Origin of the sequence: uncultured Aquitalea sp. (assembly GCF_945957525.1) — a bacterium.
Taxonomy (GTDB): Bacteria; Pseudomonadota; Gammaproteobacteria; order Burkholderiales; family Chromobacteriaceae; genus Aquitalea.
In genome coordinates this window covers 15,938-31,345 of sequence record NZ_CAMFLA010000012.1, presented here as the reverse complement: position 1 = coordinate 31,345, position 15,408 = coordinate 15,938, and the positions used below count along the sequence as shown (strand labels likewise).

General features: G+C 61.8%; 17 protein-coding genes. 13 read left to right on the top strand and 4 right to left on the bottom strand.

Annotated features, from left to right (window positions below):
- Positions 1-388: 388 nt before the first annotated feature.
- The 5 genes from nadA to rpoS all read left to right on the top strand — a co-directional run bounded on the left by nadA (position 389) and on the right by rpoS (position 4,978).
- The gene (gene nadA, locus Q0P52_RS12535; protein ID WP_293763047.1) at positions 389-1,306 is read left to right on the top strand and encodes a quinolinate synthase NadA; all 918 of its coding nucleotides are present in this window, start codon (positions 389-391) and stop codon (positions 1,304-1,306) included.
- 105 nt (positions 1,307-1,411) lie between these two features.
- Positions 1,412-2,155: a 5'/3'-nucleotidase SurE gene (gene surE / locus Q0P52_RS12530; protein ID WP_293763050.1), complete on the top strand. Its 744-nt coding sequence runs from the start codon at positions 1,412-1,414 to the stop codon at positions 2,153-2,155.
- Positions 2,140-2,808 carry a protein-L-isoaspartate(D-aspartate) O-methyltransferase gene (locus Q0P52_RS12525; protein ID WP_293763053.1) on the top strand — a complete coding sequence of 223 codons (669 nt, stop codon included), beginning with the start codon at positions 2,140-2,142 and terminating at the stop codon, positions 2,806-2,808. The genes surE and Q0P52_RS12525 overlap by 16 nt, the downstream gene beginning before the upstream one ends.
- Complete coding sequence (locus Q0P52_RS12520; protein WP_293763055.1) at positions 2,805-3,980, top strand: peptidoglycan DD-metalloendopeptidase family protein; 1,176 nt, start codon at positions 2,805-2,807, stop codon at positions 3,978-3,980. The genes Q0P52_RS12525 and Q0P52_RS12520 overlap by 4 nt, the downstream gene beginning before the upstream one ends.
- Before the next feature lie 50 nt (positions 3,981-4,030).
- Positions 4,031-4,978, top strand: coding sequence for an RNA polymerase sigma factor RpoS (gene rpoS, locus Q0P52_RS12515; RefSeq protein WP_293763058.1), 948 nt, complete (start codon positions 4,031-4,033; stop codon positions 4,976-4,978).
- 60 nt (positions 4,979-5,038) lie between these two features.
- On the opposite strand, the gene Q0P52_RS12510 is transcribed toward rpoS, so the two are convergent.
- Genes Q0P52_RS12510 through Q0P52_RS12500 form a run of 3 tightly spaced genes read right to left on the bottom strand, consistent with a single transcriptional unit; the run spans position 5,039 to position 8,848 of the window.
- Positions 5,039-7,006 carry a DUF3488 and transglutaminase-like domain-containing protein gene (locus tag Q0P52_RS12510; RefSeq protein ID WP_293763061.1) on the bottom strand — a complete coding sequence of 656 codons (1,968 nt, stop codon included), beginning with the start codon at positions 7,004-7,006 and terminating at the stop codon, positions 5,039-5,041.
- A complete protein-coding gene (locus Q0P52_RS12505) occupies positions 7,003-7,965 on the bottom strand; it encodes a DUF58 domain-containing protein (RefSeq protein ID WP_293763064.1) in 963 nt (320 codons plus the stop codon). The genes Q0P52_RS12510 and Q0P52_RS12505 overlap by 4 nt, the downstream gene beginning before the upstream one ends.
- Positions 7,949-8,848 (bottom strand): AAA family ATPase, encoded by a 900-nt coding sequence (locus Q0P52_RS12500; protein ID WP_293763067.1) that lies wholly within the window; start codon positions 8,846-8,848, stop codon positions 7,949-7,951. Before Q0P52_RS12500 ends, Q0P52_RS12505 begins: the two co-directional genes overlap by 17 nt.
- A 73-nt stretch (positions 8,849-8,921) precedes the next feature.
- Here Q0P52_RS12500 and Q0P52_RS12495 point away from each other — a divergent pair, with 73 nt between their 5' ends.
- Positions 8,922-9,881, top strand: coding sequence for a histone deacetylase family protein (locus tag Q0P52_RS12495; RefSeq protein ID WP_293763069.1), 960 nt, complete (start codon positions 8,922-8,924; stop codon positions 9,879-9,881).
- An 81-nt stretch (positions 9,882-9,962) separates the two neighbouring features.
- On the opposite strand, the gene plsY is transcribed toward Q0P52_RS12495, so the two are convergent.
- On the bottom strand, positions 9,963-10,586 hold the full coding sequence (gene plsY / locus Q0P52_RS12490; protein WP_293763072.1) for a glycerol-3-phosphate 1-O-acyltransferase PlsY: 624 nt from the start codon (positions 10,584-10,586) through the stop codon (positions 9,963-9,965).
- A 72-nt stretch (positions 10,587-10,658) separates the two neighbouring features.
- On the opposite strand from plsY, the gene Q0P52_RS12485 reads away from it, so the two are divergent.
- The 7 genes from Q0P52_RS12485 to Q0P52_RS12455 all read left to right on the top strand — a co-directional run bounded on the left by Q0P52_RS12485 (position 10,659) and on the right by Q0P52_RS12455 (position 15,405).
- Entirely contained in the window at positions 10,659-11,018 is a 360-nt protein-coding gene (locus Q0P52_RS12485; protein WP_293763075.1) for a dihydroneopterin aldolase, read from the top strand.
- 125 nt (positions 11,019-11,143) lie between these two features.
- A complete protein-coding gene (locus tag Q0P52_RS12480) occupies positions 11,144-11,563 on the top strand; it encodes a PaaI family thioesterase (RefSeq protein ID WP_293763078.1) in 420 nt (139 codons plus the stop codon).
- Positions 11,564-11,746: 183 nt separating this feature from the next.
- Entirely contained in the window at positions 11,747-12,157 is a 411-nt protein-coding gene (locus tag Q0P52_RS12475; protein WP_293763081.1) for a type IV pilin protein, read from the top strand.
- Entirely contained in the window at positions 12,085-12,654 is a 570-nt protein-coding gene (locus Q0P52_RS12470) for a GspH/FimT family pseudopilin (RefSeq protein WP_366062327.1), read from the top strand. The genes Q0P52_RS12475 and Q0P52_RS12470 overlap by 73 nt, the downstream gene beginning before the upstream one ends.
- Complete coding sequence (locus Q0P52_RS12465) at positions 12,645-13,238, top strand: prepilin-type N-terminal cleavage/methylation domain-containing protein (protein WP_293763087.1); 594 nt, start codon at positions 12,645-12,647, stop codon at positions 13,236-13,238. The genes Q0P52_RS12470 and Q0P52_RS12465 overlap by 10 nt, the downstream gene beginning before the upstream one ends.
- Entirely contained in the window at positions 13,235-15,040 is a 1,806-nt protein-coding gene (locus Q0P52_RS12460; protein ID WP_293763090.1) for a hypothetical protein, read from the top strand. The genes Q0P52_RS12465 and Q0P52_RS12460 overlap by 4 nt, the downstream gene beginning before the upstream one ends.
- Positions 15,037-15,405 (top strand): prepilin-type N-terminal cleavage/methylation domain-containing protein, encoded by a 369-nt coding sequence (locus Q0P52_RS12455; RefSeq protein WP_293763093.1) that lies wholly within the window; start codon positions 15,037-15,039, stop codon positions 15,403-15,405. The genes Q0P52_RS12460 and Q0P52_RS12455 overlap by 4 nt, the downstream gene beginning before the upstream one ends.
- The last annotated feature ends 3 nt before the right edge of the window (positions 15,406-15,408 follow it).

Sequence of the window (15,408 nt, the reverse complement as noted above, 5' to 3'; positions counted from 1 at the left end):
CAAGCTCGTCCAGTTCTTGATCCGTCAGGAAGGTTGCCCGAAGCGGGCGGCGCGCAGGGCACTGCCCGGCGCGGCAGGTTGTCATCACAATACTGTTGCAGTGCAGCATAAAATTCAATCAGGGATTGCCAGCATGCTTCAAACAGTCTTCAACGCTAATGGCGGCATCCTCCATCCTGCCCGCCTCACCTCTACGTCATATTGACATCACGCAAGCCTTTGCTGAATGGGTTCCTCCACTTCCAGGCCCACTCTCAGGCCCGCGCAGCGGTAGCCAGCATCAGGCAATATTGTTAATCTTTGTCGTTTGGCAACCTGCGTTGCATCGCACCAAAAATCAGCCGCCCGGGCAGCAGCCCGCAAGGGGCCGGCAGGAGCAGAACACATCATGAGCAAGCGCGTCGTCACCCTCGCCCACTACTACACCCAGCCCGAAATTCAGCAAATGGCCGACAAGGTGGGCGACAGTCTGGAGCTGTCCCTGTACGCCAAGGAAGCCAACGCCGACATCATCGTCTTCGCCGGCGTCCGCTTCATGGCGGAAACCGCCAAAATCCTCAACCCGCAAGCCGAGGTGATCCTACCGGACGCCGGCTCCACCTGTTCGCTGGTCACCCAGACCGACGTCGGCGCTCTCAAGGCCTGGCGTCAGCGCCACCCGGACCACGTGCACGTTTCCTATATCAACTCCAGCGCAGAGCACAAGGCGCTGTCCGACTGGATCGTCACCAGTCGCAATGTCGATGACATCATCGCCCACCTGTATGCCGAAGGAAAGAAAGTCATTTTCTCGCCCGACCGCAATATGGGCGGCTACCTCAACGACCAATACGGCTATGACATGCCGCTGTGGTCCGCCGTGTGCGAAGTGCACGACAAATTCAACGAAGCCGCCCTTGACGAGGCCTTCGCCGCCGCCACAGGCGAGAAATATCTGATCGCCCACCCGGAAAGCCCGCTGCCCGTACTGAAGAAGGCCGATTACGTTGGCTCCACCTCCGGTATGCTGGGCTGGGTGAAAAATTTCAAGGGCGACAGCAAGTCGGTGATTTTCGTCGCCACTGAAGACGGCATCCTCTACAACATGGGGCTGGCCCGTCCTGACCTCGACCTGCGTCAAGCACCCATCTATGCAGGCTGCCAGTGCAACTCCTGTCCGTACATGAAGATGAACACCATCGAAGCGGTCAAACGCGCCCAGGCAGGAGAAGGCTTACGCATAGATTACCTGACGCCGGAGCAGATGGACGCGGCCCGGGTGCCCATCGAACGCATGCTGGACTTCAGCCAGCGTTACTACGCCTGAACATGAAACCCGCCATCCGGCGGGTTTTTCTTTGCCGTTCCGCCATGACGGTTTTCCTTGTCATCGCCGGGGAGATACAATCGGGCCTTACTCCGGAAAGAAGACATGAAGTTCCTGATCAGCAACGACGACGGTTATTTTGCGCCCGGCATCGCCCAGCTCGCCGACACCCTCTCCCGTCATGGCGAAGTCGTTGTGGTAGCGCCCGAGCGCGACCGCAGCGGTGCCAGCAACTCGCTGACGCTGGATCGCCCGCTGACCGTACGCAAAGCCGCCAACGGCTTTCACTACGTCAACGGCACGCCCACCGACTGCGTCCACCTTGCCGTCACCGGCTTTCTCGACTTCCGGCCCGACATGATTTTCAGCGGCGTCAACCATGGCCCCAATATGGGCGACGACACCATTTACTCCGGCACCGTTGCGGCCGCCACTGAGGGCTTCTTACTGGGCATCCCCTCCGTCGCCGTATCGCTGGCGGGCTATAGCGGTCGCCACTTCGCCAGCGCCGGCAAGGTAGTGGATCAACTGGTGACGCGCTGCAAGGCCAGCCCGTTCCGTCAACCGGTGCTGCTCAACGTCAATGTGCCCGATCTGCCGCCAGAGTCGCTGGGCGAGCTAAAAGTAACCCGCCTTGGCCGTCGTCATCATGCCGAACCCGTCATCAAATCGCAGAATCCGCGCGGAGAGACGATATACTGGGTGGGGCCCGTCGGCAGTGCGCAAGACGCCGGCGAAGGCACCGACTTTGCCACCATCGCGGCCGGCGACATCTCCGTCACCCCGCTGATGCTGGATCTGACCGCTTTCGGCCAACTGGACGGTATCCATCAATGGCTTCATCCGTGACGCAAGACAACCAAGCCTACGGCATGCTCTCCGACCGCACCCGCCGGCGGATGACCGACCGTTTGCGCCAGCAGGGCATACAGGACGAACGCGTGCTGACTGCCATGGCCGAGGTGCCGCGACACGCTTTTGTCGATCAGGCGCTAGCAACGCGCGCTTACGACGACGTCTCCCTGCCCATCGGTCACGGCCAGACCATTTCCCAGCCCTTCACGGTTGCCCGCATGACGGAAATCCTGTTTACCGGCCGCAAACCCGGCAAGGTGCTGGAGATCGGCACCGGCTGCGGTTACCAGACTGCCGTGCTGCTGAAAATGGGTGCGGAAGTCTATTCGATTGAACGCTTGGGTGCCTTGCTGGACAAAGCCAGACGCAATCTGCGCGCCGCCAAGTTGGTACACGCACGGCTGGTGCACGGCGACGGCCATCTTGGCCTGCCTGAAGCAGCGCCCTTTGAAGGCATCATCATGACCGCCGCCGCGCGCAACATTCCGGAAGCGCTGGTGGAGCAGATGGCCGAAGGCGGCCGCCTGATCATGCCCATCGGCGATGGCGAGCAGCACCTCTGGCTCTTGGAGAAAACCTCGCAAGGCCTGCAGAAAACCCGGCTGGACCCGGTCAAATTCGTCCCGCTGCTGCCAGGCCGCGGTTGAATGATGGCAAAAACGCCACACTGATTTTGTTCGACAATTTACAAACCCCAACTAACCGGCATATAAAATTTCCAGGCATGCGTAAACAGCATTCACAACACACACGGTGGCTGGCATTGTCGCTGATGGCCATGGCCGTAAGCGGTTGCAGCAGCATGGCCCAGCAGGCCGCTCCGGTGGAATCCGCCTCCAGCGCGCCAGCGGCTCCCATCGTCACCGCAGCCCCTGCGCCGGCGCAGCCCGCTACTACCAGTCCGGCGGTAGCAACGCCGTACAAGAGTGGCGGCGATGTTGTCGCCAAGCCAGTATCCGTCGCCAATGGCGAGAAAACGCACATTGTGCAGCCCGGCGAGAATCTGTTCCGCATCTCGCTGAACAATGGTTTGAAATACAAGGATGTCGCAGCCTGGAACAACCTGCCAGACTTCAACATCAAGGTAGGCCAAGTACTCCGGCTGACCCCGCCTGATGGCGGCGGCACAGCCCCTACAGTGGCTACGGCTCCGGTTATTTCCGCATCCGCCCCGCCGGCTGGCGCGACGGCTACGCAGGCGCAGGATGCAGGAAACAGCAAGAACTATCCCAAAGCACTAAAAGTGCCGTATTCTGAAGACGCCGTGAAAACGCTGCCGGCTCAGAGCGAGGGCGGCAAGAAAGCGCCGGCCAAGGCCGCCGCCAGCTCGGCTCCCGCAGCAACAGCGGCAACGACGCACAAAGACACCAGCGCCCCGCAAGCGAGCGCGCCGGCTGCAACAATCCAGCCGGAAACCAAGAAGGACAGTAAACCGTCCGCGGACGGCGAAGATACGGTGGCATGGATCTGGCCGACTGAAGGCAAAATGATCCGCGGCTACTCTGACAGCAACAAGGGTATCGATATCAGCGGACGCAGCGGCCAGCCGGTCGTCGCTTCCGGTGACGGCAAGGTGGTATACAGCGGGAACGGCTTGAGAGGCTACGGCAAGCTCATCATCATCAAGCACAACAAAACCTTCCTGTCTGCGTACGCCCACAATAGTCAGTTGCTTGTGAAGGAGGGTCAGTCTGTCAAGAAAGGGCAAAAGATTGCCGAAATGGGCAATACCGATGCCGATCAGGTGAAGCTGCACTTTGAGGTCCGCCGTTTCGGGAAACCGGTGGATCCCATGCAGTACCTTGACAACAAGCCCTGAGCCGGAGGCCAGAACTCCCTCCGGACTGGGTCACCGTAGCGGGGGGAGTTATGAGCCAAGATAGCGATATCCTCATTGAAGAGGAACTGCTCGAAGAAGAAGAAGCTGAAGAAACCGTTGCCGAACAGGAAACCGAAGAGGCTTCCGAGCGTCAGGCCGTACCTGACGAAGTCGCCGACGTAACCCAGATTTACCTCAACGATATTGGCAACAACGCGCTGCTGACGCCGCAGGAAGAACTGGCGCTGGCAAGACGCGTGGTGGCGGGTGAATTCGAAGCCCGTCAGAAAATGATCGAGCACAATCTGCGCTTGGTCGTGAACATCGCCAAACACTACATCAATCGCGGCCTTGCCCTGCTTGACCTGATCGAGGAAGGCAATATCGGTCTCATGCACGCGCTGGAGAAGTTCGATCCGGAACGCGGCTTCCGCTTCTCGACGTACGCTACCTGGTGGATCCGGCAGAGCATCGAGCGCGCCATCATGAACCAGTCGCGCACCATCCGCCTGCCGGTTCACGTCATCAAGGAACTGAACGTCTACCTGCGCGCCTCGCGTTTTCTGGAAAACCAGATGGGACGCGAACCCACGGTGGAAGAAATCGCCCATCAGGTTGGCAAGCCGGTAGAGGATGTCCGCAAGATCCTGAATCTCAATGAGCGCATGGCTTCGCTGGATGCGCCGCTGGATATCGATCCGATGCTTTCCATTGGCGAGTCCATTCCGGACGAGCAGCATGAAGAGCCGGAAATCCAGTTGCACAATACTCAACTGGAGCGCTTTGTGCATGAATGGCTGGCCCAGCTCAACGAAAAACAGTGCATGGTGATCGAGCGTCGTTATGGTCTCAACGGCCATGAAATCTGCACATTGGAAGAGCTGGCCGCCGCGCTGAGTCTGACGCGGGAGCGTGTGCGTCAGATCCAGATAGAAGGCCTGGAACAACTGCGCCGGATATTGCGGCGCAAAGGCATCTCGCGGGATTTCCTGCTTTGACGCTCTACACACCTCGCCATGAAAAAACCGCCATCACGGCGGTTTTTTTATTACAGGCAGTCAGGTACGGGGTGGGCTGCCTCTAGCCAGATGCTTGCCCGTTACGCTGAAGCGCCGCGCCTCTTTCAGCCAGGCGCGCTCTTGGGCAGAATCCGGCTTCGCCGCGCCATAACGCAAGGCACTGTAACGTTTGAAGAGACGCTTCAGCTGCTTGAATTCCTGTTCGGGCAAACGGCGGCTCTTGTTGATGATGTCCAACGGTCCGTCGCTGTCCCGCACCGCGATCCCATGCCGCGCCAACTGCCCAACAATGCGCGCCCGCCCCTCGGCCAGCGGCGGCAGACCTTTTTGCCGGCGCCACAGCAGCAACAAAGGCAGGCAAGCCAACGCGCCGCCTATCAGCACACCCTTTGTCACTGCGGCACTGTCCACGCTATCGCCCAGACCCAGCCGCTGATATAGCCCTTGCTGGCGGCTAGCATCGTAGCCCACCACCCACTGTTGCCAACTGAAAGACAAAGCCTGCCAGCCCTGGCGCACGGGACGCCACCAGTTGGCCGAAGCGGCGCCGGCAGCGCCGCCGCCTGCCAGCGCAGGAATCGCCTGCGTCACCTCTTCGCTCACCCTGCTGGGCGCGACGGCGGCAGTGGGGTCCACCCTCAGCCATTGCTGCCGGCTGGGCAGCCACACCTCAACCCAGGCATGCGCATCCGACGAGCGCACCTGCCAAAAACGGCCAACCGGGTTGTATTCGCCCCCCTGGTAGCCCACCACTACCCGCGCGGGCAAGCCCGCTGCACGCGCCAACACGGCCATCGCCGAAGCGTAGTGTTCACAAAAGCCTTGTCGAGTGGAAAAAAGGAATTGGTCAATGGGTTCGTCGCCGTCCAGCAACGGTGGCGACAGGGTATAACGGTATGCGCCCAACCTGAAATACTCCAGTGCTGCGCGCACAAAGCCGGCGTCGTCCCCACCCTGCAAACGCAGCCTTTCGGCCAACAGTCGCGTCTGCGGATTGCCGACGGGAAGCCGACGATAAAACTGTTGATCCTGTAGCGACAAGTCCGTCAGATACGCTGCCTGCGGGCGACTGCGGGCACGATAACGGAATAACTCTTCACCTTCTTTCTCCAGACGCAGCACGCCGCCCGGCTCCATCCGCGTCGACTCGGACGGGCCCTCGACATACTCCAGTGCCGGCAACCTCGACTTCTCCGGGCGCAGCGTCAGGGTATAGTTTACGGCGTCGCCGCCGCTGAGCCCCATGCGCTCCTGCGTCACGCCCCGAATGTTCTGCCAGCGGCGACCATCGAAATCATCAAAAATCATCATCCGCCAATACAGGGAGGGGCGCGGCGGGATGGCGCCGTCAAACACGACTGAAAAGGCCGGCTCCTGATTCTGGATCAACTGACTGATGCTGCCTGGTTCCATTTCATCCGACATGCCGGTACTGGCCCGTTTCTGGTCATGCGGCATGCTCCACAAAGGCCCGGGCAGGCGCGGCATGACCACAAACAACACCAGCATCATGGGCAGCGCCAGCAACAAGGCGCTGATGGCCGTGCGCAAACTGCCCTTGGGCGCCGCGCCGGCCAGCAGTACCATGGCCCAGGTCAGCGCCAGCAGACTGAGCGCCAGCCATGCGGCTGCCAGCGGCGACTGATCAAACAGCAGCGGCATGCCGGCCAGAAAAAAACCCAGCGCCAGCAACACCTGCCAGTCTCGCCGGCTAGCGGACTCGAAGGCCTTGAAGCCCAGCAGCAAGGACAACAGGGCCACGCCGCCTTCGCGCCCCACTAGGGTTTTGGTTGTAAGCCACAGCACCAGCACCGCAGCGGTCAGCACACACAGCAGCAGCCAGCGCGCCGGCAAGGCACGCCCCGCCCACAGCATCCAGCCGCGCAAACCCAGCATGACCAGCACCAGCAGCGGAATCCATACCGGCAGTTGCAGCAGCAAAGGGACGGTTGTCACACCCAGCGCAGCCAGTACCGGCCAGCATCGCAGTATATTGTCCTGACTCATGCCGGCTGGCCTCCATCGTACGCCGCCAGCGCGGACAACGCGGCTTCCTTTTGAAAAGGGCGTGGATCGATGCGCGCGCCCGGCAGCAACAGGCAGTACGACTGCCCGCTCCGCTCGCACTGCAGCACCCGCCAGCACAACCGGGACAAGCGGCTTTCCACATCCACGCCCGCCGGGTAATCCTGCCAGGCGATCACGCGCAGCCCTGCTCCAGCCGGCTCTCCGGCAAAACGTTTGCTCACCAGCACATCCCGGCGCGCCAGCACGGTCCAGGCTATCTGACGCGGAGTGTCGCCCTGCTGGTATTCGGACAAGTGAGAAAATTCATCGCGTTCGGTGGGACGCGGTGCGGCGCTGGGTTCGCGGCCCTCCTGATGGTCGTTGCGGTCCCTGTCCGCCAATGGCATCGGATAGGCCAGCAAGGCACCGTCCAGCCGCACATAGGCAAAAGCCCGGATCAATCCGAACGGCGCTTCGCTCCATACCCGCAGATCCGGGTAGGGGTGCGCCCCGCGCCAAGCCAACACCTGGGGGATGCCCACGTCCAGAGAAGCCGCAGGCGCCAGCGCGCAATCCACAATATCGCCCTCCCCGTCTGCCCGTTGCAGGCACAGCCGGCGCTCCAGGGCCTGCTCATGCGACAAGCGGATACGGCAGCTGGCCGCATCTCCAGCGAATACCGGCTCGCTACGGGCCCCGCTCAACGTCAAGCCAGCCAACTGGCGGTAAGCCATCAGCACCGCCACCAGCAATAAGGCGGCGATCCAGAACGCCAGCGCGTAAGCGAGGCTGACTGCGTAATTGAGCGCACCCACCCATACCGCCAGCGCCACCACGATGAGCGACAGGCCGAAACGGGTGGGCAACAAGTAGATGCGGCGCTGATTGAGCGTACAGGTGGATTCACGCGGCAAGCGCGCGATAAACCAGCCACTCAACCGTTTACGGAATGGCAACATGTTCCAGCAGGGAGGCGAGTTCGGATTGCGCATCGCCGGCCAGGCCCAGACGATGGCCAGCCACCGAGGAAAATACCGCTTTCACGTCTTCGGGCAATACATGATCGCGCCCCTCCAGCATGGCCCAGGCACGAGCCGCCGCCAGCAGCGCCAAACCAGCGCGCGGGCTGAGGCCGGCGAGGAAGCGTTTGTCGCCGCGCGTGGCCTTGAGCAGACTTAGCACATACTCCGCCAGCGCCGGACTGACCGTCACTGCGGCCGCCATCTGCTGCAGCTTGGGCAGTTCGCCTTCCTTGAGGATCGGTTGCATGGCGCTCAACAGTTCGCGCCGGTCTTGCCCCATCAGCAAGGACAACTCGGCCTCGGCGGGCGGATAGCCCAAGGAAATGCGCATCAGGAAGCGGTCGAGCTGTGATTCCGGCAAGGGGAAGGTACCCAGTTGCTCGGACGGATTCTGTGTTGCGATGACGAAAAACGGCGCCGGCAGAGCATGGCTCTCGCCATCAATGGACACCTGACGCTCTTCCATGGCCTCAAGCAGGGCCGACTGCACCTTGGGCGAAGCGCGATTGATTTCATCGGCCAGAAGCAGTTGGGTGAAAACCGGCCCCTGATGAAAGTGGAACTGGCCGGTATCGCGCTGGTAGATGTTAACGCCGAGGATATCGGCCGGCAGCAGATCACTGGTGAATTGCACGCGCTGATAACGCAAGCCCAACACCGCGGCCAGACCATGCGCCAGCGTGGTTTTTCCCACGCCCGGCAAGTCTTCGATCAACAAGTGGCCCTTGGCGATCAGGCAGGACAGCGCCAGGCGAATGGCTCTCGGCTTGCCCAGCACCAGATTGTTCAGTTGACGATAAGCAAGGGAGAGTGATTGCATTTGACCCCGGTTGCGAGCAGTATTTATTAAAAAGACATAACCGCGTCCCATTGTACGCAACAAGGAAACGCTCGTGTTCACTTGGCTGAAAAACCGTCTGCAACGTAACGGATTGACTGCTTACGTTACGCATTCCGACTGCTTGCAACACAATATGGGGGTAGGCCACCCGGAGTGTCCGGAACGGCTGATCGCCATCCGCGATCAACTGATGGCCGGGCAAATTTACGACAGCCTGCATGAGGTTGACGCGCCGGAAGTCACCGAGCAGCAATTGGCGCGGGTCCATCCGCCCCGCTATGTGGAATACATCGAAGCCTGCGCGCCCAGTGTGGGCACTTTCCGTGTGGACCCGGACACCGCCATGGGCCCCGGCACGCTGAAAGCCGCCCGCCGTTCCGCTGGCGCGGTGGTCAAGGCGGTGGAGCTGGTTTGCGAAGACAAGGCCCCCAACGCTTTTTGCGCCATCCGGCCGCCTGGTCATCATGCGGAAGCGGACAAGGCCATGGGCTTCTGCTTCTTCAACAATGTGGCGGTGGGCGTGGCGCATGCGCTGTCCACCTACAAGTTCGAGCGCATCGCAGTCATCGACTTCGACGTCCATCATGGCAACGGCACGGAAAACATCTTCCACGACGACCCGCGCGTGATGATGGTGTCCATCTTCCAGCATCCGTTCTACCCCTACTGCGGCGATGCGCCAGCCGGCGCCAATATGGTGAACGTGCCGATGAAGGCCGGTAGCGGCGGGCGCGAATTCCGCGAAGTGGTGGAAAACATCTGGTTGCCCTCGCTGCATGATTTCAAGCCGCAGATGATCTTCATCTCGGCCGGCTTCGACGCTCATCGCGAAGACGACATGGGCTCGCTGGGGCTGGTGGAGTCCGATTACGAATGGGTGACGCGGCATCTGATGCAAGTGGCCGACCAGTACGCCGACGGCCGCATCGTCTCGGTGCTGGAAGGCGGTTACGACCTGTCCTCGCTGGCGCGCAGCGTTACTGCACACGTGAAAGTACTGTCGGACGGCTGAGGTGCCTCTTCGGCCAACCTTGCGCCGCAGCATGCAAAAAGCCCGCTTAAGCGGGCTTTTGTTTTGTCTGGCGAGGCGTCGTCACCCCTGCTTGTCGGTTTTCTCGCCGATGCGGCCTTCCTGACCCGTAACCAGCTTCATCAGGTTGGACTTGTGACGATGCACCACCAGAATGGCGATGATGATGCAGGTGCCGAAGAAGGGGGTGGCGGTGCCGGTGATGAAATAGGCATATACCGGCACCAGCAGGCAGGCCACGATGGCGGACAGGGAGGAAATCTTCACCACAAAGGCCATGAACAACCAGGTAGCCAGTGCCGCCAGCGCCAGCCAGACATTGAATCCGAACAACACCCCCACCGCCGTGGCCACGCCCTTGCCGCCCTTGAAGCCGAAGAACACCGGCCACATGTGGCCGATCAGCACCGCCAGCGCCGAAGCGGCCACCACCTGGTCGCCCAGCCCGTAGCGTGGCGCGAAAGCGGCCGTCAGGGCCACGGCCACCCAGCCTTTCAGCCCGTCGCCCAGCAAGGTCAGCGCCGCGGCGGCCTTTTTGCCGGTGCGCAGCACATTGGTGGCGCCGGGGTTGCCCGAACCGTAGGAACGCGGATCAGCCATGCCCATGGCCTTGCTGACAATGACGGCGAAGGACAGGGAGCCTATCAGGTAGGCGGCGACGACAAAGGCGAAGGCTGTCGTGGTCATGGCGTATCCATTAGAATAGAAGGCTTCGGATTTTACGGTATCGGGCGGCAAAGCCCAACTCCCCGCTAAGAGATGGACATCATTTTCCTGCGCGAAGTGCGCGCCGACACCATCATCGGTGTCTATGAATGGGAGCGGAAAGCCCCGCAAACCATCGAGCTTGACCTGGAAATCGGCATTCCCAGCGAGGTACCGTGTCATAGCGACAACATCGGCGACACCATCCACTACGGCGTGGTGGTGGAGCGTCTGCGCAAGGCGCTGGCCGAGCAGCACTTCCTGTTGCTGGAAGCGCTGGCCGAGTACATCGCCAAAGTCATCCGCGAGGATTTCGGCGCGCCCTGGGTCCAGGTATCGGTCACCAAGCTCGGGATCCTGCCCGGCGTCAAGCGCGTGGGCGTGATGATAGAACGCGGCCACCGCCCGCGCTAAGGCCCCGCCGCCTGCCGCGATCACCTCGCGCCCTCCCGGCGGACCACGCCGGCTTGGGCGGCAGCTGCAATTGACGTTAACGTAATCGTCATGCAGGATGGGTTTCCCCTTGCCCGGAGCCCATCATGAGCCAGCTGAGCGTTGACGCCTTTCAAACCCTCATCGACAACGAATTGCCCTTGGTGCGGCTGTTCGGCATCCGTACGCAGGAAATCGGCCACGGCAACGCCACCCTGCGCATGCATTTCAACCCGGACCTGATCCGCCCCGGCGGCACCATTGCCGGCCCGGCGCTGATGGCGCTGGCGGATGCCACGCTGTATGCCGTGGTGCTTGGCATGATTGGCCACGTTGAGCTGGCGGTCACCACCAGTCTAAATATCAACTTCCTACGCAAACCGCCGCAGGCGGATGTGCTGGCCGAAGGCCGCATTCTCAAACTGGGCAAGCGGCTGGCAGTGGGAGAAGTGATGCTCTACTCCGCTGAACTGGACGAACCTGTCGCCCACGTTACCGGCACATATTCCATTCCACCCCGAGACTGATTTTCGCTATTTCATAGCGGGATAAGCACTATCCATTTTGTGTTTTTGCCACACTTTCACTTCAACATGAAACATACGCTCATTTAAATTAGACTTCTCTAATGAACAGCGTAAAATGGCAAGCATTCACTCTCGTTGTAGTCTCCGGCCACGCCGCCGACCTCATGTTTCAGGAATGCCGCCATGTTTTGCCACCGCAGACAGCCGCAGGGTTTCACCCTGATCGAGCTGGTCATTGTCATTGCCGTCGTCGGCCTGTTGCTGACCATCGCCTTGCCCGCTTATCAGAATTACCAACTGCGCGCACGCCGTGCGGACGGTATGCAGGCCGCCTTGCATCTACAACAGACGCAGGTGCGCTATCGCGGTTTTCACCCCGCCTACGCCGACAGTCTCGCCGCGCTGGGTCAGAGCGATCATAGCCCACAAGGCTACTACTCGCTGAGCAGCGGTCTGCTACCGGATGGTTTCTATGTGGAAGCACGTCCGGCGGCAGGCAGCCCGCAGGCACAAGATAGCCAATGCTCCACGCTGCGGCTGGAGCAACGTGCCGCCGATACCCGCCTGACGCCCGCCGAATGCTGGAGCCGATGATGCGCCGCTGCCAAAACGGATTCACCCTGATGGAACTATTGATTGTGCTCACCCTGCTCGGCCTGCTGGCGGTAATGGCCATGCCGGCCATGGGTCAGTGGCTAGCGCGCCAACAATTGCAAGGCACGGCCTGGGAGTTGGCAGATACCCTGCGTTACGCGCGCAATAGCGCCATTACCAGCCAAACCCCTACCCGCATTACCTTCACGGCCGCAGCCGACGGCAGCTGGCGGGCAACAGTGCGCAAGCTGGACGACGACGGCGCGGTCACGATCAAAACGCTGGAACCCAAGGAGGCCGGCAAGATCGCGCTGGCCACGCCGGGCAGCGCCTGGCCCTACAGCATCGAGTTCTCTCCCCTGCACGGTTTGCCGGCCACGCTGGACGGCCAAGCCGCCAGCGGACGCTTCCTGCTGGAGCGCAACGGTTGCCGCCCCTTGAGCATGGAACTGCTGATCACCGGCGCGGTAGATATGGAGGCTGCGCAATGCGTGTGACACAGAGGGGCCTGTCGCTGGTGGAGCTGATGATCTCGCTGGCCGTCGGCTTGCTGGTACTGCTGGTACTGTCGGATGTCCTGGTCAATCTGCTTGCCACCCAGGCACAGGATCGCCGCCGCAGCCAGCTGTCGGCCATGCTGGACGGTGCCGCGTCGCTGATCGCCGTGGATCTGCGCCGCGCCGGCTATGACGCCGGCGGCGCGGCCCGCACCCCCTATGGCAAGGTGTTCATCAGCCCGGACGGCAGCTGCCTGCGCTACGCCTACGACACTCCGCCCGGCATGCCCGCCTCCAGCAAGCGCTACTTTGCCGTACGACTGAACCGCGCCGCCGAAGACGGCCCTCGCCTGGAACGCCTGCAAACCACAGAAAGCGGCTGGCGCTGCGATGCGCCGGAGACCGATTGGCAAGCCATGAGCAGCCCAGGGCTGGGCCGCATCACCGCATTGCGCTTCGGCAAACAGCAAGGGGGCATAGAAATCGAGCTGGCTGGCGAAGAGAATAGCGGCGAAAAACCCGAAACCGTGGCGATCCGCACCCTGGTCAGCCTGCGCAACCAACCCGAGGCAAGCATCCAATGACGCACCGTCCGCACCGTCAGCACGGGCTGGCGACCCTGTTTGTCGTAGTTACCCTGCTGGCCATCGCTGCGCTGGTGGTGCTCGCAAGCTCGCGCCATTTGCTGCTGGCGCAGTTCAACGCGCAGAACCAGCATCGCTATCATCAGGCGCTGGACAATGCGGAAACAGGTCTCGCCGCCGCTATCGCCAATCTGAGCGCCGGCAAGAGCCTGCCGCCCCCCTCAGCGCTCTATACCGTCACCGTGCAAGATCTGGGCGAGGGGAAACAGCGCCTGATCAGCGCCGGCCATCACGACGGCGAAACCGTCAGTGTGCAACGCCTGCTCAGCCTCAGTCCCGCGCCGCCCTCCAAGGACGACAACGCCATCAACATCATGGGGGATCTCAATCTGGGCGGCGCCATCAAGATCACCGGCAACCCCGACGCTGTGCTCAATGTAGACGGCAACGTGACGCTAGGCGGCTCGGTCAGCGGCATCAGCACCCTCAACGCCACCGGCAGCATCACGCTGAAGGGCAACCAGCAGCTGGATGTACTGCATGCGAATGGCGATATCCAGGCCGCCAACGGGCAATACCAGACCATCAAAAGCAAGGGTTCGGTAACGCTGACCGGCAACGCCGCCGCCGCCGTGGTGCTGGCCGACGGCAAAGGCAACTTCGGCAACGCCTCGGTGGACAGCGCCCGCCTGCGCGGCGACGTGGACATCAACGGGGGCAATACCACCGTAGGCTCGCTGGCCACGCGCGGCAAACTGAGCAGCCGCAGCAGCAACAAGGTAGGGCCGGCGCAAGTGATGGGCGACCTCAGCGTCAGCGGTTGGGGCGGCCCGCTCACCGCCACCATCGGTGGCCAGGCCAGCTACAACACCGCCAACAAAGACATCCGCGTCACCCGCCAACCCGGGCTGAGCATCGACATCAAAGAGGTGGAGCCGGTCAGCATCGGCCGTCCCGTCATCAACGCGCTGGATTACCGCGCGCTGGCCAACTATGCCTTCAGCGCCGATCAGAGCGGCCATATACGCGTTGCCGTACGGCAAGTAGCGGGGCTGGAAGACGGCGATTACTATCTGGCCGGCGACGCCAAGGGCCGCCGCAACTTGCTGTGCCAGAAGCTCGACGCACAGGGACGCTGCGCCACCGGACCGAGCGAACCCCTCTGCAAAGGCTATTCAGATTACAACGACTGCCTGACAGTACAGGGCCGCAACTGGGCACTGGCCGGCGTAGGCATGGCGCCGGGCCTGCTGTGGTTCGACGGCAATCTCAAGGCAGGCAACGGCACCTACTACAACGCGCTGATCGCCACCGGCGACATTGAAACCAGCGGCGATCACACCATTTACGCCGTCAATTACATCGGCTACCAGAAGGTTTGCCGAAACGAGCAATTCCCAAACCTGACACCGCTGAATCTGTGCGATACCACCACCGGCAAGCTGCGTCTCACCACCGCCGGCAACATTGCCTTACTGGCCGGCAGCGCCAGTGAAGGCCGCTTTCAGGGCGGCGACATCCGCCTTGGGTCGTCCAACCATGTTTACGGCAATGTGCTGGCCGGCAAGCAGTTGATCAGCGGCGGCAGCAGCACCGTGCACGGCTACATCACGGTGGCCGGGCAGGGCTTGAACGGGATGATGAATCAGTGGAGTGGCAGCACCACCATTGATCTGAGCGATCTGCCGGAAAGCTTTCAGCCGGGCGGCGGCGGCTCATCGGGCGGCGGCAATGGCGGGAAACCGACCATCAGACTATTGCCGCACAGCTGGATAGACAGCGGCGCGGGAGCGCAATCATGAAATGCGCCCGCGGATTCAGCATGGTGGAAGTCTTGATCAGCCTGGTGGTGCTGGCGGTAGGCGTACTGGGACTGATGCGCTTTCAGGGTTACCTGTTTCATCAGCAGATACTGGCCAACGACTACAACGCCGCCACCAATCTGGCGCAAACGGCGCTGGAGCAACGTCATGCCGGCGCCAGTCCGGCATGGTGCGATCAGGAAAACTTCGCGCCGCCGGAACCCAACGCCAGCGGCACGCTGGCTCGCTTCCAGTGCCGCAGCGCCAGCAAGGGCGATCAGACTGCCGTCACCGTGCGTTGGACCACCAGCGACGGCGAAGCCGCCGAGCTGTCGCTGACCGCGCCAAGCCGGCTGCAGCCTTGAACA

Excerpts from the sequence above, each read along its gene's own strand:
- plsY (WP_293763072.1), bottom strand. The coding sequence starts at position 10,586 with ATGACCACGACAGCCTTCGCCTTTGTCGTCGCCGCCTACCTGATAGGC.
- Q0P52_RS12455 (WP_293763093.1), top strand. The coding sequence starts at position 15,037 with ATGAAATGCGCCCGCGGATTCAGCATGGTGGAAGTCTTGATCAGCCTG.
- nadA (WP_293763047.1), top strand. The coding sequence starts at position 389 with ATGAGCAAGCGCGTCGTCACCCTCGCCCACTACTACACCCAGCCCGAA.
- Q0P52_RS12485 (WP_293763075.1), top strand. The coding sequence starts at position 10,659 with ATGGACATCATTTTCCTGCGCGAAGTGCGCGCCGACACCATCATCGGT.
- Q0P52_RS12510 (WP_293763061.1), bottom strand. The coding sequence starts at position 7,006 with ATGAGTCAGGACAATATACTGCGATGCTGGCCGGTACTGGCTGCGCTG.
- Q0P52_RS12460 (WP_293763090.1), top strand. The coding sequence starts at position 13,235 with ATGACGCACCGTCCGCACCGTCAGCACGGGCTGGCGACCCTGTTTGTC.
- surE (WP_293763050.1), top strand. The coding sequence starts at position 1,412 with ATGAAGTTCCTGATCAGCAACGACGACGGTTATTTTGCGCCCGGCATC.
- Q0P52_RS12505 (WP_293763064.1), bottom strand. The coding sequence starts at position 7,965 with ATGTTGCCATTCCGTAAACGGTTGAGTGGCTGGTTTATCGCGCGCTTG.
- Q0P52_RS12480 (WP_293763078.1), top strand. The coding sequence starts at position 11,144 with ATGAGCCAGCTGAGCGTTGACGCCTTTCAAACCCTCATCGACAACGAA.
- Q0P52_RS12470 (WP_366062327.1), top strand. The coding sequence starts at position 12,085 with ATGCTCCACGCTGCGGCTGGAGCAACGTGCCGCCGATACCCGCCTGAC.
- Q0P52_RS12525 (WP_293763053.1), top strand. The coding sequence starts at position 2,140 with ATGGCTTCATCCGTGACGCAAGACAACCAAGCCTACGGCATGCTCTCC.
- rpoS (WP_293763058.1), top strand. The coding sequence starts at position 4,031 with ATGAGCCAAGATAGCGATATCCTCATTGAAGAGGAACTGCTCGAAGAA.
- Q0P52_RS12500 (WP_293763067.1), bottom strand. The coding sequence starts at position 8,848 with ATGCAATCACTCTCCCTTGCTTATCGTCAACTGAACAATCTGGTGCTG.
- Q0P52_RS12465 (WP_293763087.1), top strand. The coding sequence starts at position 12,645 with ATGCGTGTGACACAGAGGGGCCTGTCGCTGGTGGAGCTGATGATCTCG.
- Q0P52_RS12475 (WP_293763081.1), top strand. The coding sequence starts at position 11,747 with ATGTTTTGCCACCGCAGACAGCCGCAGGGTTTCACCCTGATCGAGCTG.